Annotated in this window: 22 protein-coding genes; 16 read left to right on the top strand and 6 right to left on the bottom strand. The window is 42.8% G+C overall.

Annotated features, from left to right (window positions below):
- The first annotated feature begins 7 nt into the window (after positions 1-7).
- Positions 8-592: a hypothetical protein gene (locus WKF66_RS04060; protein WP_489673127.1), complete on the top strand. Its 585-nt coding sequence runs from the start codon at positions 8-10 to the stop codon at positions 590-592.
- Here WKF66_RS04060 and WKF66_RS04055 read toward each other — a convergent pair whose 3' ends face one another.
- The 4 genes from WKF66_RS04055 to WKF66_RS04040 are packed head-to-tail and all read right to left on the bottom strand — an operon-like array spanning position 593 to position 3655.
- On the bottom strand, positions 593-1303 hold the full coding sequence (locus tag WKF66_RS04055; protein WP_489673126.1) for a hypothetical protein: 711 nt from the start codon (positions 1301-1303) through the stop codon (positions 593-595).
- A gap of 56 nt (positions 1304-1359) precedes the next feature.
- Positions 1360-2262, bottom strand: coding sequence for a metallophosphoesterase family protein (locus WKF66_RS04050; protein ID WP_489673125.1), 903 nt, complete (start codon positions 2260-2262; stop codon positions 1360-1362).
- A gap of 17 nt (positions 2263-2279) precedes the next feature.
- A complete protein-coding gene (locus WKF66_RS04045; protein WP_489673124.1) occupies positions 2280-3008 on the bottom strand; it encodes an esterase family protein in 729 nt (242 codons plus the stop codon).
- Positions 3009-3061: 53 nt separating this feature from the next.
- A complete protein-coding gene (locus WKF66_RS04040) occupies positions 3062-3655 on the bottom strand; it encodes a GDSL-type esterase/lipase family protein (protein WP_489673123.1) in 594 nt (197 codons plus the stop codon).
- Between the two features lie 159 nt (positions 3656-3814).
- Here WKF66_RS04040 and WKF66_RS04035 point away from each other — a divergent pair, with 159 nt between their 5' ends.
- The 5 genes from WKF66_RS04035 to WKF66_RS04015 are packed head-to-tail and all read left to right on the top strand — an operon-like array spanning position 3815 to position 9358.
- The gene (locus tag WKF66_RS04035) at positions 3815-5236 is read left to right on the top strand and encodes an inorganic phosphate transporter (protein ID WP_489673122.1); all 1422 of its coding nucleotides are present in this window, start codon (positions 3815-3817) and stop codon (positions 5234-5236) included.
- Between the two features lie 6 nt (positions 5237-5242).
- Positions 5243-6064 carry a universal stress protein gene (locus tag WKF66_RS04030; protein WP_489673121.1) on the top strand — a complete coding sequence of 274 codons (822 nt, stop codon included), beginning with the start codon at positions 5243-5245 and terminating at the stop codon, positions 6062-6064.
- Positions 6065-6091: 27 nt separating this feature from the next.
- The gene (locus tag WKF66_RS04025; RefSeq protein WP_489673120.1) at positions 6092-7273 is read left to right on the top strand and encodes a glycosyltransferase; all 1182 of its coding nucleotides are present in this window, start codon (positions 6092-6094) and stop codon (positions 7271-7273) included.
- A complete protein-coding gene (locus WKF66_RS04020) occupies positions 7270-8184 on the top strand; it encodes a lysylphosphatidylglycerol synthase transmembrane domain-containing protein (protein ID WP_489673119.1) in 915 nt (304 codons plus the stop codon). Before WKF66_RS04025 ends, WKF66_RS04020 begins: the two co-directional genes overlap by 4 nt.
- Before the next feature lies 1 nt (position 8185).
- Entirely contained in the window at positions 8186-9358 is a 1173-nt protein-coding gene (locus WKF66_RS04015) for a glycosyltransferase family 4 protein (protein WP_489673118.1), read from the top strand.
- Here the strand turns inward: WKF66_RS04015 and WKF66_RS04010 are convergent.
- On the bottom strand, positions 9355-10752 hold the full coding sequence (locus WKF66_RS04010; protein WP_489673117.1) for an alkaline phosphatase: 1398 nt from the start codon (positions 10750-10752) through the stop codon (positions 9355-9357). The two genes, WKF66_RS04015 and WKF66_RS04010, sit on opposite strands and share 4 nt — an antisense overlap.
- 183 nt (positions 10753-10935) lie before the next feature.
- Here WKF66_RS04010 and WKF66_RS04005 point away from each other — a divergent pair, with 183 nt between their 5' ends.
- The gene (locus WKF66_RS04005; protein WP_489673116.1) at positions 10936-12222 is read left to right on the top strand and encodes a leucine-rich repeat-containing protein kinase family protein; all 1287 of its coding nucleotides are present in this window, start codon (positions 10936-10938) and stop codon (positions 12220-12222) included.
- Positions 12223-12281: 59 nt separating this feature from the next.
- The gene (locus tag WKF66_RS04000) at positions 12282-13046 is read left to right on the top strand and encodes a hypothetical protein (RefSeq protein ID WP_489673115.1); all 765 of its coding nucleotides are present in this window, start codon (positions 12282-12284) and stop codon (positions 13044-13046) included.
- Between the two features lie 14 nt (positions 13047-13060).
- On the opposite strand, the gene WKF66_RS03995 is transcribed toward WKF66_RS04000, so the two are convergent.
- Positions 13061-16303 (bottom strand): glycosyl hydrolase, encoded by a 3243-nt coding sequence (locus WKF66_RS03995; protein ID WP_489673114.1) that lies wholly within the window; start codon positions 16301-16303, stop codon positions 13061-13063.
- Positions 16304-16490: 187 nt separating this feature from the next.
- Here WKF66_RS03995 and WKF66_RS03990 point away from each other — a divergent pair, with 187 nt between their 5' ends.
- Genes WKF66_RS03990 through WKF66_RS03955 form a run of 8 tightly spaced genes read left to right on the top strand, consistent with a single transcriptional unit; the run spans position 16491 to position 25627 of the window.
- Positions 16491-16862 carry a transmembrane 220 family protein gene (locus WKF66_RS03990; RefSeq protein ID WP_489673113.1) on the top strand — a complete coding sequence of 124 codons (372 nt, stop codon included), beginning with the start codon at positions 16491-16493 and terminating at the stop codon, positions 16860-16862.
- 10 nt (positions 16863-16872) lie between these two features.
- Positions 16873-17583, top strand: a complete 711-nt coding sequence (locus WKF66_RS03985) for an EboA domain-containing protein (protein WP_489673112.1) — start codon at positions 16873-16875, stop codon at positions 17581-17583.
- Between the two features lie 10 nt (positions 17584-17593).
- The gene (locus WKF66_RS03980; RefSeq protein ID WP_489673111.1) at positions 17594-18580 is read left to right on the top strand and encodes a TatD family hydrolase; all 987 of its coding nucleotides are present in this window, start codon (positions 17594-17596) and stop codon (positions 18578-18580) included.
- A gap of 4 nt (positions 18581-18584) precedes the next feature.
- The gene (gene eboC, locus WKF66_RS03975) at positions 18585-19502 is read left to right on the top strand and encodes a UbiA-like protein EboC (RefSeq protein WP_489673110.1); all 918 of its coding nucleotides are present in this window, start codon (positions 18585-18587) and stop codon (positions 19500-19502) included.
- 18 nt (positions 19503-19520) lie between these two features.
- Positions 19521-20699 (top strand): 3-dehydroquinate synthase, encoded by a 1179-nt coding sequence (locus WKF66_RS03970; protein ID WP_489673109.1) that lies wholly within the window; start codon positions 19521-19523, stop codon positions 20697-20699.
- The gene (gene eboE, locus WKF66_RS03965) at positions 20689-21897 is read left to right on the top strand and encodes a metabolite traffic protein EboE (protein WP_489673108.1); all 1209 of its coding nucleotides are present in this window, start codon (positions 20689-20691) and stop codon (positions 21895-21897) included. Before WKF66_RS03970 ends, eboE begins: the two co-directional genes overlap by 11 nt.
- Positions 21898-21907: 10 nt before the next feature.
- On the top strand, positions 21908-23278 hold the full coding sequence (locus WKF66_RS03960) for an alkaline phosphatase family protein (RefSeq protein ID WP_489673107.1): 1371 nt from the start codon (positions 21908-21910) through the stop codon (positions 23276-23278).
- A 9-nt stretch (positions 23279-23287) separates the two neighbouring features.
- Entirely contained in the window at positions 23288-25627 is a 2340-nt protein-coding gene (locus tag WKF66_RS03955) for a phosphocholine-specific phospholipase C (RefSeq protein ID WP_489673106.1), read from the top strand.
- The last annotated feature ends 4 nt before the right edge of the window (positions 25628-25631 follow it).

Below are 25631 nucleotides of genomic sequence, written 5' to 3'. Positions count from 1 at the left end.
TGCCTACATGTCAGAGATCAAACAACACCCCGTTTTAGCCTACATTTCAGATAAAATTCAGTCTGCAATAGCGGATGCAAAACTCGATAAGCAATCGGAAAGTGTAGCCGTTATAAAAGACGGGAATGATCAGATTCATCTTCAGCAGGTAACAGATGCTTCGGGCGCCATCACTATTCAGATTACCGACAAAAAAGAAATACTCTATAGTGAAGATCTTCTCGAAACTTTGCAGAATATAGAGGAAGGAACCGAATCACAAAAAGAACTGTATGGCGCGCTGTCGTCCACTACCGTCGTAGTGAATGGCTTGAGCATCGAAACAGACTTTGTATTTCAGGCCGTAAAAGACTGCTTCGATACCTTAAGCAGTAGCTATCAGTTTGTAAAAACCATTACTAAACAAATCAACGGACTCACCATCTCCTTTCAGTTTGGCGACCATAAGTTTCAGCTGGTCGTTGTCAATGACACAGACAGTATTGCAATTACTAGCGATCTTACCGACGTTAAAGACGCTAAAGTTAAGAAGACCATCGAAAGCGACGTAATTAAGGTTCAGCAAGCCTTAAACAAAATGTTTAAGGAGTAATTAATCTTCAACTACAGGCTTATCTTCTTTTTGAACAGTAACTTCAACCTTTGTTGCACCTGCCCTTGCTGAAGTAACAGATTTACCTACTTCAGTTAGCCCTTTAGATTCATAGATCTTCATTGCTGTTACTACGTCAATCGCCTGTCTGGTTTGCTCTTCTGGAATTGGCACGAAGGAAAGAAAGTTGATCTTCACTCCTTTCGCTTTCAGCAACTCGTTTACAGATTCTAAAAGCTTAGTTTCAAATTCTGCCTGAGAGAAATCTACTATATCTTCTGAAATCAAGAGGTCTCTTGCAACTTCTTTAATTCTCTTGTCTATCACCGAGTTTTCAGCAGTTTCGTAAGCTTTCGAAGAATTCACTTCATCATCACTATCAGAATTGATCTTGCCAAGATACTTCGCCTCTCCAACGTACTTAATTGCATCAAGGATCGAGTAATCGTAAGTAACTTCGATCTTCGCCATTACCCTGTTTTTAAAAGCAGATTTAAAGATGCTCTCCCCTTGCATCGGGTAATCCGGTACTGTAACCTTGTAAGAACACATCCCGATTCCCTTGGGCAAGGTCTCTCCGGCTTTAATGAGCTTCCAGCTCACACCGCAGTTGCTGGTATATAAAGTTTGTACGTTAGATTGCGCCCTATCGCATGAGGAAATAGAAAATGCCAGGAGACATACGCTTGCAGTAGTAAACAGGTGTTTCATGATCTGAGTCTTAGTTTCCATTTGGACGCAGTGCAAGGCAAAATGTTAAAGTAAAATTAATAATTTATGTACTTTTCTTCAAAGCTACCATCTTCAAAGAGGTCGATTAAACCGTAACCTGGCGCAGTTTCTCTTCTATTTCCATTCCACCAGGCACCAGACACAGCCCCATTACAGAGATAAGTCACATTATTATAAACGACCTTATCGCGCATATGCAAATGTCCGCTTACGCATAGCTTCACGTTAGGATACTTGTAGAATAAGCTGATAATTTTGGAGGTATCCGTATGCATGTCTCCTCCCAGCATTTCCCACTTGTTGACAATATTGTCCTCAATCATCAATAAAGCAGTTAGAATAGGGATGTGAGATAGGACCATCACCGGCATATCCGGCTTAGTATCCTTTAGTTCATTTGTCAACCAGTTGAACTGCTCCTCCCCAAGCTTACCAATATACCAGGTCCCATCAATATCAAGATGGACGCTGTCCAGCATAATAAATTTCCAGCCCCCTTTAATCATGCTATGATAAGGTTTGGAAAGATGGACCTTATCCATTGCATACTTCTTGCCATAGAAAGTATCCTTTTTTGTGTCTTCGTTCCACCAGATGTCATGGTTACCTAAACAATAATGAACTGGCAAGCTGCTTTCTGATTTGATGACGTCATCATACAATTTCCATTGTGCGTTGATGGTTCCAATATTTTCCTTGTTCATATCGAAAACGATGTCACCCCCATTCAACACAAAATCTACCTTAGGAACCTGCTGTTGAACATGATGCAAACATTTCACGAACTTGCCAGGAGCGCCCAACTCGTTCTTTAAGTGGACATCGGTAAGGTGAGCAATCCGGAGAACTGGTTTTTTAGCTGTCGGACTAGTGGCTATGCCTATTGAAGGCAACAGCAACATACCTCCTAAACCCTTTAATGCGGATCTTCTTTCCATAACTCAATTATTATTATTTATAAATATAACGGTAACATTTGGCGCCAGTAACGTGGCTTGTGGGCTTCCCCACTCCATATATAGCACTGATTTGCAATATTTTTGCTCCATAAAAGATTACAGAGGTCTTTATTAGATTGAAAGAAGGAATCCGTTTCTCCGATTGCCAGTATGATGTTTAAAGATTTGAGGGCATCCAGTAAATAACCGTCGTTCAGGTTAGACAAATATTGCTGAGGCATATTGAAATACACATTGTCGTTGTGGTGACCATCAAGCAAGTCTCTAAAGCTACCTGGCGCTTTGGTCAGATCATATCTTCCGCTAATGCCTACTGCCTTCCTAAACAACCAGGGATATTTCATAGCCAGGTTAATGGCATGGTATGCTCCCATGCTGCAGCCTGCAGTCTCCATATACCCATCGTGGTTTTTGGCATGGATCAGTGGAATCACTTCGTTGATCAGATAGCCTTCATACTGAATATGGCGCGCGATCCGCACTTGAGGATGTACGCCCGTATTGTAAAAACTTTCCGCATCCACGCTGTCAATGCAAAACAACTGCAGCTCGCCCCGGTTGATCTGGTCCCGAAGTGAGTGAACAATCCCCCAGTTTTCATAGTCATAGAACCGGGCCATCCGAGTTGGGAAAAACAGAACCGCCCGACCACCGGTACCAAAGATTAAAAGTTCCATGTCCCGGCCAAGCCTTTCGCTAAACCACTTATGGTATTCCCTGTTCATATGTTTAAACTTAGCCTTGCGAAATATTAGCGTTGAATATTAACCTTATGTTTTTACTGGGCAATGATCTGGGACTGAATAATACTTTTCCATAGACGGTAACCTTCTGCGCTTAAATGAAGCCCATCACTTTCGTAATAAGTAGCGTTCGGTTGGCCGTCTTTAGTCAGCATTGCTCTATACACATTGATAAACTTCCAGTTGCCGTTACATTTTATGATCTCACTTTCAATCAGATTATTGGTATAACTAAATTGATCTGCCAGGTGCCACCGGCTTAAACTTGGCTTTAGAGAAATAAAATAGCAGGGAATAGTTCCAAAACGATGCGCTACTTTAACCATCAGCTGTTGAAAGAAAATGAAGATCTCTTCCGGATTCCTGCCATCGCCAAGGTCATTGTCTCCGGCATAAACCAGTAATATCTTCGGCTTATAGTGATACATAATTCTTTCAAAAAACCATACACAGGCTGCCAGCGTAGAGCCACCAAAGCCTAGATTAGTAACCCGGCTTGACGGAAAATCGTTATACAGGCTCTCCCATAGACGAATGCTTGAGCTTCCATAAAATATGGTTTCGGGGTTATACCCCTCTTTCAGGCGATCTCTTTCCAGTCGCTTTACTTCGTCTTCATACCAATACATTCCGCATCTCCTATTTACTAAAGGTAAGCGCAATTCCCTTCCCTTAAAATCTTCGCTTCATAAATAACAATTTAGTAATGTTAAACCCATGTTAAATCAACACTATAGTTGGTTATTTGGATATCAGATGATTGACGTCTGCTGGGTTTCTAAAAACATATGTCGTTAGTTTTCTGTACTGTTATTCCATTTTTCGGGGAGGTAGCATTGAGCACTCCTTTAGTATTCGTTTTTGCACTCTGCCTGTTGGCAGTTATAGGTTTTGAGTTCGTAAACGGCTTTCATGACACTGCCAATGCAGTCGCTACCGTTATTTATACCAAAGCACTTAAACCGGCAATCGCTATACCCTGGTCGGGCTTGTGGAACTTCCTGGGTGTGTTCACAGGCGGTATTGCTGTTGCCATGGGGATATTAAAGTTAGTCCCGCTAGACGCCCTGGTATCCATGCCTGTAGGTGTAGGCGCCGCACTGGTACTTTCTATCCTGCTGGCCTCCATTGCATGGAATCTTGGGACCTGGTACTTTGGTATACCCTGCTCAAGTTCACATACCATGATAGGTGCTATGATCGGCGCCGGCCTTGCCTTTACCTGGTACTACGGAGGAGCTGGGGTCAACTGGTCTAAAGCAGAAGAGATAGGACTTTCATTGATCTTATCACCAATCGTGGGTTTCGGACTCGCCATGCTACTCATGTATTTTTTAAAGCATGTGGTTAAATCGCATTCACTTTTTCATATCCCACATGGTGAAAATGACCGGCCGCCTTTATTGATCAGAGGCCTCTTAATTTTGACTTGTACCCTGGTAAGCTTCTTTCATGGTAGTAATGACGGACAGAAAGGCGTTGGACTGATGATGCTGATCCTTATCGCATTTCTTCCTGCCAAATTTGCTATAAATCACTCTATACCAAACGCCAAGGTAGTTACTGAATTAAATAAGGCAGAGCTGATATTTAAAAAAAGCGCAGTCTTAGATCAGCAATCAAAAATTAGCTACGACAGTCTGAACACAGCGATTGCGTCAACTAAAGCCCACCTGCTTTTAAAAAGCGAAACGGATAAAGCAAGGACCTATCAGTTTAGAAAGCAGCTTCACAGCATGATCGCTTCAATTAAGGAAGCAGGAGATAATAAAGCATTGAAGCTAACAAGAGCCGACAGAAAAACGCTTTCGGACTCTGGCAGTGAACTATCAAAGGTGATTGAATTTGCTCCAATCTGGGTAATCGCTTTAATCTCCATATCATTGGGTCTTGGAACAATGATTGGATGGAAACGAATTGCAGTGACTATTGGAGAGAAAATTGGCAACGAACATTTGAACTATGCTCAAGGAGCTACTTCTGAAATTGTAGCAGCCTCGACCATTGGCTTAAGTACTGCTTTTGGCCTCCCGGTTAGCACCACCCATGTTTTATCAAGCGGCATAGCCGGAGCAATGGTTGCATCTGGCGGACGTAAGAATTTAAATAATGGAACGTTAAAAAATATAGGTCTGGCATGGGTACTTACTCTTCCTGTTTCAATTATAGTATCGGCATCATTATTTATGCTTTTCCACCTTTTCATCTAACCAGACATGAAGCAGATCCTTGTTGCTACCGATTTTTCAAAAAGTGCGGGCAATGCGATGACCTACGCCATCGCTTTAGCTAAGATTCTCCACATGGATGTCGTGGCTATTCATGCCATTCATCCTACTGAAGGGATCGACAACAGCACCTATAATGCGATTTTTATCGAGGCCTATTATGCCAAAAAGCGCGAAGCACTCGCCGAGTGGGCAGGACGGTTACTGGCGAAGAGTTATGCAGAAGAGGTGAAAGTGACTACCCTCTGCGATGTCGGTTTTCTTAAGACTGTAGTCTCGAAATACGTAAAAGACAATCCGGTTGAACTCTTGGTAATGGGGATTACGGGCTCTACCGGCATCACCGGTATTGTCGGAAGCAATGCTAGTATGGTGGTAACTAAAATGCGGATACCGACACTCATTGTTCCTTTAGAAAGTAATTTCCCGAGTTTCCCAATCATTACTCTGGCAACAGACTATGAAACAAAACTGTCTGCAAAAGATGTAAACGCATTGAATGAAATGTTAAAAGGCGCAGTATCGCAAAAGATGCAAGTGCTGTATGTTGCGGAGAAGTCAGACGTTTCGCACATTCAAACGGGCGAAGAAGCAATCAGAAGCCTCTTTCCGAATGTGGGCATTGACTTTAATTACATCAAAGACAACAGCGCTCCTAATGGGATCATGGATTTCATAAAATCCAATCATACAGACATCCTCTGCCTGGTCAAGCACCATCACAATATCATTTACAGAATGTTTACAACGAGCACAGTGAATCAGGTAATGAACAAATCTGTTAAAGCGATCCTGGTACTACACGAATAACCATTCTTGAGATCTATACCATACATTATGAAAAGAATAAAAGTTGCATTCTTTGCGGAAATATTGATTGAGGATTTTGATGGAGCCTCACGCACCATGTTCCAGCTAATTAAGAGAATTGATTCCAAGCGTTTTGATTTTCTGTTTATATGTGGCGTTGGTCCTGATCGGATCATGGGTTACGATTGTATGAAAGTACCGGTGATTAGCTTGCCCTTGAATACCAATTATACCATGGCACTTCCGGCATTGGCCAAAAAGAAATTGAAGAAGCGGTTGCTGGAATTCGGGCCTGACGTTATACATATTGCAACACCGTCGTTATTAGGTGCTTTTGCGCTCAAGCATGCAAACTTAAGGGACATCCCTGTGATCTCGATCTATCACACACACTTTGTCTCGTATATCGACTACTACTTTAAACATGCCCCTTTTCTTATTGGTAAGGTCAAACAAGCAATTGCAGGAACCCAAAAGAATTTTTACAACCATTGTGATGTCGTCTATATTCCAGCAGAAAGTATAAAACAGGAACTGGCCGAGATGGGTGTTGAAAGTTCAAGAATGCAGATCTGGAGGAGGGGAATTAACACGGACCTATTCAATCCGGAAAAGGCTGACAAAGCATTTTTACACAGACTTACCGGCAACAGCTATCCAACCATCATCTTTGCGAGCAGGTTGGTATGGGAAAAGAATATGGAAACCCTTTTTAAGATCTATGACCGGATACAGCATTCCGCACTAAAGGTCAATCTCCTTATTGCAGGTGACGGAGCTGCTTCAAAAGCATGTAAGCAATACATGAAAAATGCAATCTTTACCGGCAAAGTAGACCACGAAACCCTATCCATGCTTTATGCCAGCAGCGATGTTTTTCTCTTTACTTCAGTATCTGAAACCTATGGTAATGTAGTTTTAGAAGCGATGGCTTCTGGTCTTCCTTGTGTAATTGCAAATGGAGGAGGCTCTGCTGATTTCATTGAACAAGGGGATAATGGTTTCAAGTGCGGCCCTTTTGATGAAGAAGATTATTTCAGAAGAGTCTCTCAGGTGTTAGGCGATGAAATACTTAGAACGCAATTTATCGACAAGGGTCTGCAGTGGAGTTCCGGCTTGAGTTGGGAACAGCTCTCTTTAGAATATTTTAATGAACTTACAAAACTCAGCTCCACCTTGTCGCATAAGCTGTCCAAAGATCCGGCATGAAGAAAAAAAGCCTCTTCATAGTAGTTGCGCTATGCATTCTGGCTTCTTTGTTGATCTTTATTCAGGAAACAGACCTGACAAAGGCGCTTGAATTGATATCTATGATTGGTTATAGATTTTATCTATTGCTGATCATTACATTTATAGCTTATCTATTAGGCACACTCAGCTGGCAATATACGTTAGGTTCGGATGTAAAAAAGGTCTCCCTAACACGGCTCTTTCTGATCAGGCATGTCGGCGAAACTGTCGCATGGTTTAATCCCACCAGCATACTTGGAGGCGACGCGTTAAAAGGTATGTTGCTTGCAAAGTATGATATAGACAAAAAAACAGTGCTGCTCTCGGTATTGGTCTCGAGGATTATTATGATTCTTACGCAACTGCTGTTACTCTCTGCAACTACCTGCTATCTCGTATTTAAACATCCAGAAAGTTCAGTCGGCCGCTTCTCCACATTAAAATTAGGCGCTCTGCCTTTTGGCTGGATCAGCAGAACCGAACTAACGCAAAAGCTTAAGGCGCTTAGTACCGATGTGAAACACATGATTAGTGCTCACAGCAAACTGATGACTATGGCCTGTGGTTTTGCGTTGCTGCATTGGCTCGCCGGCTCATTAGAGTTCTATTTTATTCTGAAGTTTTTAGGTCTCAAAGTAAGTTTAATGCAGGCACTGCTGGTGGACCTCGGTGTGATCCTCTTTAAAGCCGCCGGAGCTTTTATACCCGGACAATTGGGTGTAGAGGAATATGGAAATAAGATTATGCTTTTGGCTATAGGCATTCCCGGAACTGAGATATGGATCTCTGCTTCTATCCTTCGAAGAGCAAGGCAAATCGTGTGGGCAGGCTTTGGAATACTGGTTTATTTCTTAATGTTCCACCGATTGAAACCTGCACTCCAAACGTAGCATGGAACTTTTACTGGTAAGTCATAAATATCCTCCCGCTACCGGAGGGATGGAAAAGCAGAGCTTTGAGTTGATCAAAGGTTTAAGCTCCCTCGCCAGAGTCCATACCCTGATCTATGAAGGCAAGGAAAGCAGGTTAAGCTTTTTTATAAAGCTGTCCAGGCGCATCAAACAGATGTTGCTTACTCATCCCGGGATTTCAATCATCCACTATAATGATGGGCTGATGGCAGCAGCCAGCTTGATTCATGGTGGTTACAAACACCTAAAGCGCTCCGTGACTTTCCACGGGCTCGACGTAGTATTTCCGTCCTGTGTTTTCCAAAAGATGATCTTTCCGAGGTTTAACAATTTCGACTTGGTATTTGCGGTGAGTAAAGCGACAGCGGATGCCTGTAGCGCCCGAGGGATCGCCACTGAGAAAATTAGGGTGGTAAACAATGGCGTGGATGTAAGCACACGCATAGCAGCAAAGCGGGCGGACGTTAATCAAGAATTATCAACCCGATACGGATTGGACTTTAAGGAGAAGCGATTGTTGATAGCCATTGGAAGACCTGTAAAACGAAAAGGCTTCTCCTGGTTTATCGATCAGGTGATGCCCTTACTAGACTTTGATGTGGTCTTGTTGCTTATTGGACCTGTTCAGGGACGAAAGCCTTTTTCTGCTCTGCTCCTGGAGCGCCTTCCTTCTTTTTTAAAGGATAAGATTGAGCTGTTTCTAGGTTCGCCCAGCGATGAAACAGCGCTTCAGAAACAATTAACGCTACCTGGCAAAATCCTTAAGGTCATTAGAACTGACAAGCTTCCCTTAATCGAAATGAATCGACTACTAGGGGTGGCGGATGCTTTTGTTATGCCGAACATTGAGGTCCCAGGAGACATGGAAGGATTCGGATTGGTTTGCCTCGAAGCATGCATGCAAGGCGCCAACGTATTTGCTTCTGCTACCGGAGGGATCACTGACGCTATCGAAGATGGTAAAAATGGGATACTTTTGCCGCCAGGTGATGAAAAGACCTGGTCGGCCGTGTTAAATAGCGCCTTCTCCAATGAAGCACCAGCACAGCTTACTGCTGATCAGATCATTGAATATACCGCTGATCACTTTAGCTGGAAGAAGATGTCTGAAGAATATTTTGAGCACTTCTCCAGACTGGCCAACGGGGATTAGCCAGCAGGTATCATTTGAGCGGCCTTTAACATTAGGTTGTGTAGTTCGTAGTTTTTTACGAATGGCTTTAATGTTTCACTTCCCGGACCAAACATCGCCAGCTCTACATAATCGCCGCTATGACCCATACCTGCCCATTGAACTTCTGTGTATTTGCCCAACATCTTACCATATTCGTAAAATGGAAGATTCTTATCATTATAAATCTGCCCTGGAATGATGTCTTTAAAATGCAGCATTAAACCTTGTGCATCCTCAGTGCGCAATTCAATTCCCTGTCCCTCTTTTATTAAATCTCTTACTTGTTGCACTGTTGAAGACTGATTTAACTGGCCTAATACCCAGGTGTTGCTGTGTTTAAACTGTTGTAGTTTGTCAAACTTATTGTTGGTGTTTGCAGAATTAAACAAGCCTGGATTCGCGTTTCCATGGTCGGTAGTAATAATAACTAAAGTTTCACCATCCTTTTCAGCAAATTCCAGCGCTTTTCCTACGGCGTCATCAAAAGCCAGCTGATCAAAGATCAACCCGCTCACATCGTTAGCGTGTGCTGCCCAATCTACCTTACCTCCCTCTACTTGTAATACAAATCCATCCTTATGATCTTTCATTAAGTCGATGGCTTTAACCGTCATGTCTGCTAAGGATGGAACATTCTTCAACAACTGGGGATCGTTCTTGCGATCAACTTCATATGGCATGCCATCTTCACCAAAAAGACCAAGCAGTGGCTTGCTGTTACTGTAACGTAACATTTGCTGCGTGTTTTCTGCAACATTGAAACCTTGTGCAAGATACTTAGGCAGAATGCTGCCATCTTTTCTCTTTGCACCGAAGTATTTCGCTCCACCACCCATCATAACATCAAACTTTAGAGTAAGATAAATACTGGCAATTTCAGCCTGGTCATCCCTTCCATCTACGTTTACACAAAATCCAGCAGGTGTTGCATGAGTAATCGGAACAGTGGTTACACAACCTACTTTCTTTCCCTTTTCTTTAAACTTCTGGAGGATAGGTTGCGGCTTTTCGCCTTTTGGACCAACATTAAGCGAGCCATTATTAACCCTCATTCCACCACCCCATGAAGAACTGGCAGCCGCAGAATCTGTAACCAATGCATTCGCAGATGCAGTGTCCATCAACGCTCTTGCTCCCTTTGAATCTCTATACAATTGAAGCCAGTTCGTGCCTCTCCCTAATATGCGGTTTGAATAGATATCTGCCATGTTTAAGGTACCGGTACTCATCCCATCGCTCACCATGAAGATGATGTTCTTCGCTTTCTTACCTTTAAGACTCGTAAGGGGATTAGCGATAATATCTTTTGCTGATAAAAATGGCAGGCCAAGACCTGTTAGCAAACTACCTTTTAAGAGTGATCTTCTATTCATTTGTGCTGATGTTTAAGTCCGGATTAGGGGCAGACGTCCGGCCGCAAAAGTAAGCGCCTAATGTAATTAAACTGTTCAAAATTGATTAAATCTATGTTAACTTACAATAACGCGAGCTTAACAATTCAACCAACGATGGTGCTAAACTTAGATTCTTTCTTCTATATTTAGCACCATCTTTATATGCAAACATTACTACAATTACAAAATGGTGAATTAAGCGGAGCAACCTCGCTGAAGCTTTCTGAACAGCTTTCAACATTCCCCGAAGAGATATTTCAATTGGCAGATACGCTGGAAATACTTGATCTTTCTCGCAACAAGCTCAGTAGATTGCCAGACCATTTCGGCTTGCTTAAAAAGTTGAAGATCTTCTTTTGCTCCGATAATGACTTCACCGAACTTCCCGAGGTACTCTCTGATTGCCCATTGCTGGATATTGTAGGTTTTAAATCTAACCGCATCACAACCGTTCTACCAAAATCTATAAATCCCAATTTGAGGTGGTTGATTCTAACCAATAACAAGATTGACAGCATACCGCTTACAATAGGTGACTGCGCCCGAATGCAGAAGCTTATGCTTGCTGGCAATAGGTTAACAGAACTGCCCCATACGCTTCAAAACTGTCGGAATTTAGGATTACTCCGAATCTCTGCGAATCAAATAGACCGCCTGCCGGAGTGGTTGCTCAATATGCCTAAACTTTCCTGGCTTGCTTTTTCAGGAAATCCATTCGTGGAATCACCTGAAATCAAGCCCCTCGATTTGATAAGCTGGGATGAACTCGAACTAAACCACGTCTTGGGGCAGGGTGCTTCAGGCATCATTTATCAGGCACAGTGGATTCGGGAGGATATTAAAAAACACCTGGCAGTGAAACTGTTTAAAGGACAAGTCACGAGTGATGGACTGCCCCAGGATGAAATGAATACTTGCATTACTGCCGGACACCATTCTGGCCTGGTGGAATTGCTTGGTCAGATCAGCAACCATCCTGAGGATAAAAAGGGCTTAGTAATGGAGCTTATACCTGCTAGTTTTCACAACCTCGGAGATCCGCCAAGTTTAGAGTCCTGTACCCGCGACCTATTCCGTGAAGGGCTTAAGCTGGAACCAGAACAGGCGCTGAAAATCGCCAGCACCATTGCTTCAGTAGCTGCACAACTGCATAGTAAGAACATTATGCATGGCGATTTGTATGCGCATAATATCTTAATTGATGCCGATTGTAACACTTTGTTCAGTGATTTCGGCGCTGCCAGCTTTTATGAGAACTCCCTTATCGAAAAGATTGAAGTACGGGCATTCGGTTATTTGTTGGCCGACTTAATCAATTTATGCAATATTGATCCTAGAAGCCTGATACTAGCTAATCTTCAAAAACTACAAGAGCGTTGTCACGATGAAGTGGTAGTATTGCGCCCTACTTTTAAAGCGATTGAGCTGCAGTTAAAGATAGAATTGTAGAAATACCGCTTTTTACTTCCAAATAAATTTCCGTATTTTTAATCTACACCTACTTTGTAATGAGCGGAAATAAACTGATCTTAATATTGCTGACTTTCATTAGCCTACTTTCTTGCACGAAAGAAAATAATCAGGATTTGGTAATCGATACCTCTGAGCGGCACCTGGTCCAGATCACCGAGGTAAAAGGAACGGCTACCACAATTACAACACTTGGGTATGACGAGCTAAGACGACTGTCTACCATCAAAACAGGCAACCTTATAACGACATACTCTTACACAGGCGACAAGCTAACGAATATTGAAGTTAATGATGGGTATGTGAATACAGTCTTAGAAATAACCTATAAGGACAATTACCCTTCTAAAGGAGTCTCTAAGATCTACACGGATGGAGTCCTGAAAAGAACATTGAACTATGATTATATCAGTAGCCTTTCTCAAACCGGACAGATCAATATTTACGAAACCGGAAACAACACAAGAAGGCTTTATTACGAATACAATAACGCAAACATTATATCAACAATTGAGATCGCAAATCGTGTATTTGTTAATTATGACTTCGAATACGGCGAGAGAAAAAACGTCTTTTTTAATGCATCGATCAGATGGCCGCTTGGAATTGAAACGGTAGACCGTGTTTCCACTAATGAAATCCTGAAAATTAAAACGGAATCTGGTGGAGTGAAACATCAGAAAACGTTTAACTATACTTATGACACTGACGGAATGCCTTTAAGTGCAATAGTTATAGATACTGATCCACCATCGAAAGTGGAATATAAAACCATGATCAGCTACACTTATAAAAATCTGTAACGCTGTAGGTAATATCAATATTTGATCTTGCTGATAGTAACTATACCTTTTAATCCAGAGGCCTCCAGTTTGCTATCTGGGCGGTAAGGGTTGTTGTTCGTCCATGTTTTCCTTTGCGCTTCTGGCAATTTACTATCACCAATGAGTCGATTGACCCAGGTGTTCACCACTGATATTTCCAATGTATTGCTTCCATTTTGTACGGCATCAGTAATGTCTACTCTCCATGGCGCTGTCCAAACACCCCCTACAGCAACGCCGTTCACTTTTACCTTAGCCATCACTTTAACGTCGGGGAGATTCAAATAAACTCTTTCACCAGCCGCTGACTTCGTTGCCTCGAAACTATTGTTATAAACAGCAGTACCAGAGTAATATTTGATGTTCTCCTCGCTCCTCATGGTCCAGTCAACTAACTTTTCAAAGACCACAGGCTCCTTTGGTCCTCGCATCTTTTCCTCAAACTCAACCTTCCACGGACCCTTTATTTCTGCGGTAGCATTAGATGAAGGGAAGTTAGTAGCGGTAGTTGCCCGATGATCTGATGACTTCTTAAAAACGACAAATGCACTTTGCAATGGCGCTAGCGTTAATGGTACCACGACTACCTTTCCATTTTGGGTAAAGTCCGGTAAGGCACGGATCCCTCCTGTAACAGGGTCCCAGATCTCTGGTTGCATGCCTTGTATTCGGAATTCGGGATTGAAACTAACTTCCTTTTCGTTCTGATTGCTTAGGAAATAAATTTCTCCCTCCGCTGAACTGCGATGGATAAAGAGTATCTGATCTTTTGTATTGGAACTGAAATCAGGAACGATGGAAAGTTCATTGAAGGCAGTTTGCATGTCCATGCCCGACATCACTCTTCCCTTACCCAGATTTCTGGATTTCACAGAAGTACCATTTACATCCCCCCATATTTCGGTAACTAATTTCTTTACTATATTATCGGCCTCCGGAAAATTAGCGAGACTTGGTGAACGTTCTGGTGCTGGACCCATGACTACTGCACCTTGCGCAATCAGAGATTTGATCTTAGCTAACAATTCCGGGCGGATTGTTTTTAGCTTGGGTAATACGAGCATCTTGTAAGACATACCATCCGGCAACACCAACCTCCCGTCAACTACTTTTACCCTTGTATTGATAACTTCCGCATTGATATAATCGTAAGCGTATCCTAAGGGTAGCGCAGGATCGATTACACCTGTCATTTTTGGTGCATCCTCGCCAATGAAATAAGCCACGTCTGCAACATACTTTCCTTGCTGCAACATAAAATTAGTACGCTTTAAATAGACTGTAAACAGATCCATGTAACTGAACCAGGTATTGTGACGGTTGAATTCATTTCCGAAGTTTGCATTGATACCCGGCACTTTATCCTCACTCGGCTGTTCAATAAATACATGAAGTAAGGTGTTGTTGATTCCTTCTGTAAAAAAACGGTCACCCCTTTGTTTCATCACATACGGATATCGTTTATAAGGCTGGTCACCCGCGGTGAAAGATTCTGCAGAGACCTTCGTTTTACCGTAAATGTGTGCTGCCGAAGATGCCGCCCTGTTTTCAATATTTCCCAATTCTCCTTCACTCCAAAACTCGCCACCAATCTCGTCAGATTGTCCGCCATACTGCAGGAACTCGCCGGGAAAGCCCCAGTGACCATAGTTTTCCAGCCAGGTGGTTAAGCCATGTTTATGGCTGACTTCTCTTAAGCCACCGACATAATCATAGGCTACCCGATCTGCAATAAATCGTCTCAGGTCCCATAAAAAGCGATCGGATTTATCTTGCGTACCCACAACCTCTCCTTGTAAAACAGGAAGATAGGGCATTGGATCGTAGCCATAATTTGACTTAAACTTCTCTAACATCCCATCAGTCCAGTTCTGGCCTCCGGTCTCGTAACTGTCTTCGACTACAATCTTCCAGGTCTTACGGTCAGCTGCTGGAATTCTTTTCAACAGCTGTCCCATGAAGGCATCAAAATGAGTGGCCACGTGTGCTTTGCTCATTTTATCGATTTCCAGACCAGTCCCTTCTGGCGAAGCTGGTCCGTTTTGTACTCCGGTAGGCAGCATCCCCGTGCGCATGATGGTCCAGTCTCCTTCCGGAACCGTCCATTTCAAGACTCCATCAGCAGTCATGGATTTTGAGATGTCAACTACAGTGGAGGGATCGATCACCAGCTGCGGGTCGTCTACAACTGCCTGATCTGCCCATTGGTATTCATTCCAATACGGCAGTGGTGTCTGGTACATCTTCGCAAGTGTTTTCTCAATGAAGCTTCCTACTACAGGGGTTGAAGACAGCTGGATTTCCTTGATCAGGAAGTCGCCGGTCTTGCTAAATACCAATCGATAATTACGTGACGTCACTGTTGGAAAAGACACTGCGATAGGACCGTATGGCTTAAAGCCTACATTCAGGTTGTCGTTGCTCCTATTGATATCGAACGATTTAATCGTTTTATAAGTTCCATCTTGTTTTATCTGAAGCTGCGCCTGAAGGTTCACTCCTCGCTTGCCAGGATAAATAACCAGGCTTCTGGCAGTAAAAGCCTTATCTGTATCGAAGTCAATGCTAAAGTTTTCTGAAGAAGGGATCCGGACTTCTGTATCTAAATTCCCGTCGATTAGTCGTTCTGCATTTTCCAGTTTTAAGGAAGTGCTCAATGTAGGATTGAAAGCCCGCAGCGTATTGAAATAGCTTTTGGGAGTTTTGTAAGCGATTAGCTTTACATCTTGAAAATCACCTTCCGGCTCTTCCAGTTTTAGCTCAAGAGTTTTAGGGCCAACAACATTGATTTTGGAAGATGTCAGGTAACGCATGGACTCTTTAGGTTTAACCCAGGGACCGCCAGACTGGCTCCATCCGGGGCCATTGAAAATGCCTATCTCGATGTTCAGTTCAGTCGCGGTCTTTAATGCAGTATGCATAATGTCCCACCACTCTTCTGAGAATAATTTAACCTTGCCATATGGTGTGGTTTCATATCCTATGTTTCCGATAAACGCCCTGTTAATACCCACAGATTTCATGGCATGCAAGTCCTTGATCACCCCCTCTTTAGAAATGTTATCCGACATCCAATACCAGTAAATACTAGTCTGGATGGCCTCTGGAGGACTTATAAAATTGGTCTCCAGGGAAGAAATGGGTTTGCTGGAAGATGTTTTAACAGAAGGTTGTTTGCTTGCGCAGGAAATTAGAAAAAATAGCGTTACTACTAACAGAGGACCTTTTTTCAACATTATGGTTTTCAACTATTTGGTTACTTGATGTGCCGGGAGCTTTATCAATTTCTGATCAAAATACGACTTAATACACAAAGCCTTGTCATATATCCCTTTTTTTACACTGGCCTATTATTAAATCGACTTAATTATCTGTTTCTTTGTGTTAAGTAATCAAATAACACACAAATTAAATTTCATTACCATGCTGCTGAGCATTTTAAATGCATTTTTTTGCCTTTCTTTTGTTGTATTCGCTTATCTCAATTTGAATGACGTAGACCCTTGGCTTTGGGTTCCCATTTACATGGTCGCCTCAATTTGTTGTGGATTTGCCATATTTAACAAATTCTATCCGAATGTCTATTTAGGAGCGATATCTTTCTACTTGATTTATGCAATCATTTTGTTCTTTTCCAAGGATGGTGTGCGAGACTGGATTCAAAAGTATAAGAGTCCGAGCCTGGTAGAAAGCATGCAGGCGACGAAGCCCTACATTGAAAAAACGAGGGAATTTTTCGGACTGCTGATTATCAGCGGAGCACTTGCCATCAATTATTTTGTGGCCGTTAACTAAGTTAGAAAACATGTCTTCATCAAGTACATCGCAGCTCAATGAGCTCGACCCTCTTTTTTTATCTATTATTAAAAACAATCTTTCTGAGGATGCATTCGCCTGGCTTAACACCAAGGCTGATGGGGTAAAAACGGAGGAAAAATCTATTCAACTTAATCAGGCTTTCGCTCAATTGCCAAAACATGCCGGCAGAAACTTAGTGATAATCGCAGAGGAAAATGTAAATAGACTTGTAGCTCTGTTGCCGGGGTTTTCCTTAGAAGGCTGGAGCATTGACAGGCTGGCCAGAGTATGGCTATTGATGCAGGTTTCTCCAGCAGACAAAGACGCCTATCTTAAGAAGATTAGCGCACTATTCACCGCTTCTGAGATGAATGAACAAGTCGCCTTATATTCCGCATTGCCTTTTTATGCTTATCCGGAAGAATGGATCGCATGGGCTGAAAATGGCATTCGCAGCAATATAGGCACAGTGCTAGAGGCAATTATGTATCATAATCCATTTGCTGCAACTTATCTTTCAGAAAACTCTTTTAATCAACTGGTGTTAAAAGCATTCTTCACGGAAAAAGATGTGACCAGGATAACCGGCTTAAACACCCGTATAAATAAGGCTTTGCAGGATACACTAAGCGATTATGTTGCAGAAAGAACTGCTGCTCATCGTACTGTTGAGCCAAACATTTATCGTTTAATTGAATTAAAGAATCAGACAATATAACTATTGAATTATGTGCTGTAATGAAAATTTCCAAGAAAGAAGTGAAGGTGAGAAAATTCAAACTACCCTTGATCTGAACCTGATAAGCGGAATGAAGTTCTTTGATCCGCATGTCCACATGACCTCGCGTACCACTGATGATTATCAGGCAATGGCCGACGCAGGTGTTGTTGCATTAATTGAACCTGCATTCTGGCTGGGACAGCCGCGAACGGGTGTAGACAGTTTTACGGATTATTATAGCAGCCTGATTGGCTGGGAAAGGTTCCGTTCTTCACAATTCGGGATTAAACACTATTGCACCATTGGCTTGAACTCCCGTGAGGCAAACAATGAGAAACTTGCGGAGCAGGTGATGGAAATCCTACCTAACTTCATTTTCAAAGAAGGAGTAGTGGGAATTGGAGAGATAGGATTTGACGACCAAACTGCTGCAGAAGAAAAGTATTTCAGACTTCAACTAGACCTTGCTCTAGAAGCAGGTTTACCTGTCCAAATACACACCCCGCACCGCGATAAGAAGAAAGGCACTCAACGCAGTATGGACATTGCTATAGAGCATGGACTTGCTCCTCATATGGTCATCATTGACCACAACAACGAAGAGACTGTTAAAGATGTGTTGGACAGAGGTTTTTATGCCGCATTTACCATCTATCCGTTTACAAAGATGGGCAATGAGCGAATGGTTGAGGTGGTAAAACAGTATGGATCTGAAAGAGTAATGATCAACTCTGCTGCTGATTGGGGCATTAGCGATCCATTAGCAGTTCCAAAAACAGCTGCGCTGATGGTACAATCGGGCATCTCTGTAAAAGACATAGAACTTGTAAGTTACCGCAATGCGATTACAGCGTTCGGACAAAGCGGACAAATTGACGAGAATGATTTCAATGCTGTAAAGACCATCGACCAAAGTCAGAAGTTTGAAAGCAACTCAATTTTGAGAGGCGGTCAGCAGCCCAGAATAGACAAGAACTCAATTATCATTTCTTAAGAACTTGAAGAAACTAACTGGATACCTTAGGTTGATGAGACCTGCAAACGTGGTTACCTCGGTTGCAGATGTGTTGGCGGGAATAGCGATAGCAGGTTACCTGGTTGTTGCGGATACTACTTATGGCTGGGGCGCTTACAATGGCGCAAACTTACCCTGGCTTCCTGTAATATTATTATGTATATCTACGATCGGCTTGTACAGCGGTGGCATCATTTTGAATGACGTTTTTGATGCTCAGCTCGATGCGGTCGAACGTCCGGAACGTCCCATTCCAAGCGGCTTGATCACTAAAAATGCAGCAACTATATTTGGCGGAATCTGCTTTTTCATCGGCATTTTTACGGCAGGACTCTTGGGGAGGAATGCACAATACCTTGCCGTAGCCATTATGATCTGCTGTCTGATCTACAACCGGTTTTTAAAGCACAGCGCTATTTTTGGGCCTATCAATATGGGTCTTTGTCGCGGTTTAAACCTTCTATTAGGGATATGCATTATTCCGGAGCAGGTAGAACGCTACTGGTACCTGGCCATTGTACCTATTGTATATATTGCCGCCATTACAATGATCAGTCGTGGTGAAGTTCACGGGGGCAGTAAAAATACCCTCTACTTTGCGATAGGATTATATGGCCTGGTAATCGCCAGTGTCATATATTTTGCTGCAGGTAACCGACAGGTGCCACTTACAATGATATTCCTGGTCCCCTTCACTTTTATGATCATAAAGCCGCTGATCAAAGCCATAAAAGAGCCGATTGGGCCAAATATTGGCAAGGCGGTAAAAGCAGGCGTTATTGCCCTGATTTTATTAAACGCTGCCTGGGCTGTCGCTTTCGGCATTTGGCCGCTTGCCATAATAATCGTTATTTTATTACCAATATCACTGGGTTTGGGCAAAGCATTTGCAGTAACCTAGTGTTAATCATAACCAAACATGAACTACCTGGAACAATCTTTTAGTGTGAAATTTGAGTATAAAATCTTCTTCACTTCTTCACTATTTGAGATAAATAACAATACACTTGCTGATTTCTTTAAACAGAAACCATCTGAATCCTTACGCAAAATATTCTTTGTAGTAGATCAGGGGGTTGCAGAAACGCATCCAAATCTGATCAACGACATTACCCAATATTTCAGTGCCCACACTGATGTTCAGTTAATCAAAGAAGTGTTGGTGATCACCGGTGGCGAGGCAGCCAAGAATGATACAAACCTATTTGACAAGATCGTTGAGGCGGTTAACCAATTCGGAATTGACAGGCATTCCTACGTTGCTGCAATTGGTGGCGGCGCTGTACTTGATTTGGTGGGTTATGCTGCAGCGGTTTCACACCGTGGCATTAAGCACATCAGAATACCAACTACGGTGCTGTCACAGAACGACTCTGGTATCGGCGTGAAAAACGGCATCAACTATAATGGTAAAAAGAATTTTCTGGGAACCTTTGCTCCCCCAGCTGTGGTGTTTAACGATGATGACTTTTTAGACACACTCAGTAACAGAGATTATCGTTCAGGCATTTCTGAGGCAATTAAGGTATCGCTGATTAAGAATCCGGAGTTTTTTGACTGGATAGAGGAGCATGTAGATGAATTGGTAGCAAGGAACAAGGTCAGCATGAATTACCTGATCAAACTATGTGCACAGTTACACCTTAATCATATTGCAGGTGACGATCCTTTCGAAACTGGATCAGCCCGTCCGCTTGACTTCGGTCACTGGGCGGCACACAAACTAGAGCAGCTGAGTAATTTTAGCGTCCTTCATGGAGAAGCGGTAGCAATGGGTATTGCCTTAGACAGCACTTACTCGTATCTAAAGGGAATGCTTACTGAAGAAAAGCTACACCGGATTTTAAAGGTATTGCTACAGTTGGGGTATGACATTTCTAATCCTTATATCCAGATTAATGATCTCGAATCACCTATACTAAAAGGCCTTTCTGAGTTTCAGGAACACCTGGGTGGCAGACTCACCATCACCTTACTAACTGATCTTGGAACGGGTAAAGAAGTAAATGAAATGGATCATGAGCTACTGATCAAGGCAAGTAGTTATGTGAATGATTTTACACAAAAAAGCTTAATATCTGCAGGTTATGAAAGTTAATACCGGTCATTTAACCTATTGCACAAACATCCACGCTGGAAAGAACTGGCTGGAGGATTTTGCTGCTTTACAAAAGAACTTTCCGTTAATTAAGGCAACGGTTTCACCTGATGAAGCTTTAGGTTTAGGTCTGAGATTGTCGAATGAAGCAAGCCTGAGCTTAATGCATGATGCACCGTTAATGGAGTTTAAGGAATGGCTGGCAACTAACCAGGCCTACGTTTTTACAATGAATGGCTTCCCTTACGGGGAGTTTCATAATACGGTAGTTAAGGAAGACGTGCATACGCCCGACTGGACTACAGACGACCGCAGAGAATACACAATCAGACTGTTCCACATTTTAGAAAAGCTGTTACCTGAAGGCATGGACGGTGGAATCTCTACCTCGCCGCTAAGCTACAGGCACTGGTTCAATACACCAGAAGAGCTAAAGGTAGCAACGCGCAGTGCTACGTTAAATATCATAACAGTTGTAAAGGAACTCGTTCACATTCATCAGAAAACTGGTGTAATTATGCACCTGGACATTGAGCCAGAACCAGATGGCATACTGGAAACGGGCAATGAATTTATAGACTGGTTTGAAGGTGACTTTCTCTTATTGGGCATCCCGGAAATGGAGAACTCTTTTAATGTTTCTTCTGAGGAAGCTAAAGAAATGCTGGAGCGCCACCTGAATTTATGTTATGATGTTTGCCATTTCGCTATTGGCTATGAAAATCATGAAACTGTTTTAAACGCGCTTGCGGAGAAGAATATTAGGGTTGGCAAGATTCAGATCAGTGCTGCTTTGAAAGGCGACCTGCAGGTAAATACAGAACAGAGAGCAAGCATCAAAACCGCTTTCAGCAAATTTAATGAGCCAACATACCTTCATCAGGTAGTCGCGTTAACCAATGACGGCTCTGTTTTGAGGTATCCCGATCTTCCTGCAGCCCTCGAAGATTTTGATCATCCGAACGTGCATCAATGGCGTGCCCATTTTCATGTTCCAATTTCTACTCAAGAAATTGGCGTGCTGGAATCAACACAAAGTGACATTATAGAGGTGCTGGAATTACAAAAATCAAGACCCTTTACTAACCACCTCGAGGTGGAAACTTACACCTGGGAGGTACTTCCGGAACAGTTAAAGTTACCCATTACCCAGTCTATAAGCAAGGAACTGCAATGGGTGATTGATCAATTAAACTAGAAACATTGATATGAAAAAGACAGTAGTAATAGACGTAGTTGGATTGTCGGCGAACCTAATTGGAGAACATACGCCCTTTTTGTCAGCTTATATCAGAAGCAGAAAGCTCTCCGCCATTGAGCCCATGCTTCCTGCCGTTACTACTGCTGTTCAATCAACCTACTTAACCGGTAAAACGCCTACAGAACATGGTATTGTTGGAAATGGCTGGTACGACAAGATAGATTCTGAGATCAAGTTTTGGAAGCAATCCAATAAATTGGTTTCGGCTGAAAAGATCTGGGACCGGGCCAAAAAAGAAGACCCCAATTTCACTTCGTCAATGATGTTTTGGTGGTATAATATGTATTCTAACGCAGATTACTCGGTGACACCAAGACCCAATTACCTGGCTGATGGCAGAAAGATGCCTGACTGCTATTCTGAGCCAGCTGAGCTACGAGATACTTTACAAGAGAAATTGGGAACATTTCCACTGTTTCAGTTTTGGGGTCCGGGAGCCAACATTAAGTCAACCAGATGGATCGCGGACGCGTCGATGCTGACTGATGAAATGCATGATCCGACGCTGACATTGATTTACCTTCCGCATCTGGATTACTGCTTACAGAAGTTTGGTTCAGATTTTAGTCGTACCAGCAAAGAACTTGGAGAAGTAGATGAAGTGATCAAAGATTTGGTGACTTATTATGAAAAGAAAGGTGCCAATGTGATTATACTTTCAGAATACGGCATTGTACCTGTTCACAAACCTATCCACATCAACAGGATGCTTAGGGAAAATAACTTGCTTCAGATTCGTGTGGAAAGAGGTCTGGAGCTCCTTGATGCTGGTGCCTCGAAAGCCTTCGCAGTAGCGGATCATCAGGTTGCGCATATCTACATTAATGACCCTGAAGTAAAAGAAAGGGTAAAAGAACTGCTCGAAAAGGTACCTGGAGTTGCCTTAATTCTGGACGAAGAAGGAAAAAAACAATACGGTATGGACCATGACCGCGCTGGTGACTTTGTTCTCGTTGCAGATGCTGATGCATGGTTCACATATTATTTCTGGCTTGATGATGCAGTTGCACCTGATTATGCGAGATGCGTAGACATACACAAGAAGCCAGGTTATGATCCTGTTGAAATGTTTATGTCGTCAAAGCCACGTGCAGCCTACAAACTTTTGCGTAAGAAAGCTGGGTTTAGGTACATAATGGATGTTATCCCTTTAGATGCGACACTCATTAAAGGATCACATGGAAGTGTGAATACCCCACAAGGATATCATCCGGTATTGATAACAAATGGTAACTTGCTCGAAGATGCCGGTATTGATCCAGGGAATATTAAAGCGACAGATGTATACGACGTAATCTGGAAGGCATTACATAGTTAAAAAACTTTTATGAATGCAAGAAGGGAGTTTCTGAAAAAGGCAGCCTTGCTCTCCGGAGCGGCAACATTGCCTAATGTTATTCCCATGTCTATACAGAAGGCATTGGCGATTAAAGCCGATCCCAACTCAACCTTCTACGATGCAGAGCATGTGGTTATCCTGATGCAGGAAAACCGCTCATTTGATCACATGTTTGGTACCATGAAGGGGGTTCGTGGCTTCAATGATCCAAGACCATTTACACTTCCCGACCAGGATCCGGTTTGGCTGCAAAAAGACGCAGCCGGTAACGCTTATGCTCCTTTTCATATTGATATCAATAAAACGAAGATCACCTGGCAAGGTGGGCTGCCTCACTCCTGGTCAGACCAGATTGCGGCTAGAAATGGCGGCCGGTACGACCAATGGCTCCCAGTAAAATCGCTGATGTGCCTTGGGCACTACGACCGACTCGATATTCCGTTTTACTATGCGATGGCTGATGCGTTTACCATCTGCGACCATAATTTCTGCTCTTCACTAACGGGAACCACGCCAAACCGGTTATTTATGTGGACCGGCAATCTCAGAGCAGGCCTAAATTCTACTTCCCCGGCTGCTGTAAACAACTCACAAGCAGAGTCCAGGGATGATGTTTACGTGGATTGGGAAACTTTCCCTGAGGTATTGGAAGACAATGGAATCGACTGGAAGATCTATCAGAACGAAATCTGGACAGCCGATGTAAAAGGAGAAGACGTTGATGACTGGATGGGTAACTATGGAGACAATGCCATTGAATATGTGAAGCGCTATAATGTAAAGCTATCGGCATACTTTAGAAAACACGGAGATCCAAAAGCTAAGCTTAGCGCCGCAGAGGTTACAGATAAGTACAATAAACTTTCTCAACATGAAAAAAACCTGATTGATAAGGCTTTTGCTAGTAATATCAACGCCCCTTTTAATTATCTGGAACTTGCGCCCTTCCACTATACCGACGATCATGGTGTAGCTCAGACCTTAAACATCCCTAAGAATGATATATTCTACCAGTTCAGATCAGATGTAGACAGCGGAAAGCTGCCTGCAGTATCCTGGCTTGTTGCTCCCCAAAGATTTTCTGATCATACCAGTTCGCCACTTTATGGAACATGGTATGTTTCTGAAGCGATTGATATCCTGACTAAGAATCCGGAGGTTTGGAAAAAGACCATCTTTATCTTGACTTATGATGAAAATGATGGATACTTTGACCACATCCCACCCTACGTAGTGCCTAAGCCTGGCGATTCAAGCAGCGGAAAAGTCTCGGCAAATATTGATGTTTCTGCGGATTATGAAGTTAAGACAAACAGTCCGATTGGCTTAGGCTATCGTGTCCCTATGCTGATCGCCTCGCCATGGAGTAGAGGCGGTTATGTAAACTCACAGGTCTTTGACCATACTTCTACCATCATGTTTTTGGAACACTTGTTCAGTCATAAAACCGGGAAGCGCATCAAAAGTAATCAGATCAGTAGCTGGAGGCGGGAGATCTGCGGCGACTTGACTTCAGCTTTCAGACCGGAAAACGCGGAACGATCCTCAGCTGTAGCTCCCTTGGAAAAAGGACAGGTATTGACCAATATACAAAATGCAAAGAATAAGCCTGCGCAATTAAAACCCACACCGCTAACTCCCACAGAAATTACCAGTGGAAATTACATGCCTAAACAGGAAACAGGAACCCGGAAAGCCTGTGCGCTACCTTACTTATTGGGTGCAGAATGTGAGCTGGATGAGCAGGGGATTGTCGTCATACGCCTAAGTGCATCCGGACACAAATTTGGACAGGAAATGCGCTATGCAGGTGCTCCTTTTTCTATGTATTCTCGCAATTTATATAACGGTCAAATTGGAAAGACCTGGTCATATGCAGTATCAGCAGGAGATATTTTGATTGATGAACTAAACCTTTCAAAGTTCTCTAAAGATATATATGACCTTAACATAAGCGGCCCTAATGGTTTCTATCGTCATTTCAGAGGGACCAAAGGTGATCCTCGTTTAATTATGAACTTAGAGTATGAAACCCGTGGATTGCTTAGCAACAGGTTCACAGGTAACATCAACTTTACAATAAAGAACATTGGTCCTGAACCAGTGAAGCTAGCCATTACTAATCGCTATGAAAACGACAAGGTAAGGATCGTTGACATCCCTGGAAAAGGGAATTTGAAGGTTAAAACCGACCTGCAGGCAACACAGGGCTGGTACGACCTTACGCTTAAAATCGATGGCTTTCCTGATTTTGTGAAACAATATGCAGGTCACGTGGAAACTGGCCTTGACTCCATTTCAGACCCACTTATGGCTGGCTTAGTGTAAAATG

It is taken from the genome of Pedobacter sp., from assembly GCF_037719805.1.
GTDB lineage: Bacteria > Bacteroidota > Bacteroidia > Sphingobacteriales > Sphingobacteriaceae > Pedobacter.
The sequence above is the reverse complement of the archived record's forward strand: the minus strand, read 5'-3'. Positions and strand labels throughout refer to the sequence as shown.

Excerpts from the sequence above, each read along its gene's own strand:
- WKF66_RS04060 (WP_489673127.1), top strand. The coding sequence starts at position 8 with ATGTCAGAGATCAAACAACACCCCGTTTTAGCCTACATTTCAGATAAA.
- WKF66_RS04055 (WP_489673126.1), bottom strand. The coding sequence starts at position 1,303 with ATGAAACACCTGTTTACTACTGCAAGCGTATGTCTCCTGGCATTTTCT.
- WKF66_RS04050 (WP_489673125.1), bottom strand. The coding sequence starts at position 2,262 with ATGGAAAGAAGATCCGCATTAAAGGGTTTAGGAGGTATGTTGCTGTTG.
- WKF66_RS04045 (WP_489673124.1), bottom strand. The coding sequence starts at position 3,008 with ATGAACAGGGAATACCATAAGTGGTTTAGCGAAAGGCTTGGCCGGGAC.
- WKF66_RS04040 (WP_489673123.1), bottom strand. The coding sequence starts at position 3,655 with ATGTATTGGTATGAAGACGAAGTAAAGCGACTGGAAAGAGATCGCCTG.
- WKF66_RS04035 (WP_489673122.1), top strand. The coding sequence starts at position 3,815 with ATGTCGTTAGTTTTCTGTACTGTTATTCCATTTTTCGGGGAGGTAGCA.
- WKF66_RS04030 (WP_489673121.1), top strand. The coding sequence starts at position 5,243 with ATGAAGCAGATCCTTGTTGCTACCGATTTTTCAAAAAGTGCGGGCAAT.
- WKF66_RS04025 (WP_489673120.1), top strand. The coding sequence starts at position 6,092 with ATGAAAAGAATAAAAGTTGCATTCTTTGCGGAAATATTGATTGAGGAT.
- WKF66_RS04020 (WP_489673119.1), top strand. The coding sequence starts at position 7,270 with ATGAAGAAAAAAAGCCTCTTCATAGTAGTTGCGCTATGCATTCTGGCT.
- WKF66_RS04015 (WP_489673118.1), top strand. The coding sequence starts at position 8,186 with ATGGAACTTTTACTGGTAAGTCATAAATATCCTCCCGCTACCGGAGGG.
- WKF66_RS04010 (WP_489673117.1), bottom strand. The coding sequence starts at position 10,752 with ATGAATAGAAGATCACTCTTAAAAGGTAGTTTGCTAACAGGTCTTGGC.
- WKF66_RS04005 (WP_489673116.1), top strand. The coding sequence starts at position 10,936 with ATGCAAACATTACTACAATTACAAAATGGTGAATTAAGCGGAGCAACC.
- WKF66_RS04000 (WP_489673115.1), top strand. The coding sequence starts at position 12,282 with ATGAGCGGAAATAAACTGATCTTAATATTGCTGACTTTCATTAGCCTA.
- WKF66_RS03995 (WP_489673114.1), bottom strand. The coding sequence starts at position 16,303 with ATGTTGAAAAAAGGTCCTCTGTTAGTAGTAACGCTATTTTTTCTAATT.
- WKF66_RS03990 (WP_489673113.1), top strand. The coding sequence starts at position 16,491 with ATGCTGCTGAGCATTTTAAATGCATTTTTTTGCCTTTCTTTTGTTGTA.
- WKF66_RS03985 (WP_489673112.1), top strand. The coding sequence starts at position 16,873 with ATGTCTTCATCAAGTACATCGCAGCTCAATGAGCTCGACCCTCTTTTT.
- WKF66_RS03980 (WP_489673111.1), top strand. The coding sequence starts at position 17,594 with ATGTGCTGTAATGAAAATTTCCAAGAAAGAAGTGAAGGTGAGAAAATT.
- WKF66_RS03970 (WP_489673109.1), top strand. The coding sequence starts at position 19,521 with ATGAACTACCTGGAACAATCTTTTAGTGTGAAATTTGAGTATAAAATC.
- eboE (WP_489673108.1), top strand. The coding sequence starts at position 20,689 with ATGAAAGTTAATACCGGTCATTTAACCTATTGCACAAACATCCACGCT.
- WKF66_RS03960 (WP_489673107.1), top strand. The coding sequence starts at position 21,908 with ATGAAAAAGACAGTAGTAATAGACGTAGTTGGATTGTCGGCGAACCTA.
- WKF66_RS03955 (WP_489673106.1), top strand. The coding sequence starts at position 23,288 with ATGAATGCAAGAAGGGAGTTTCTGAAAAAGGCAGCCTTGCTCTCCGGA.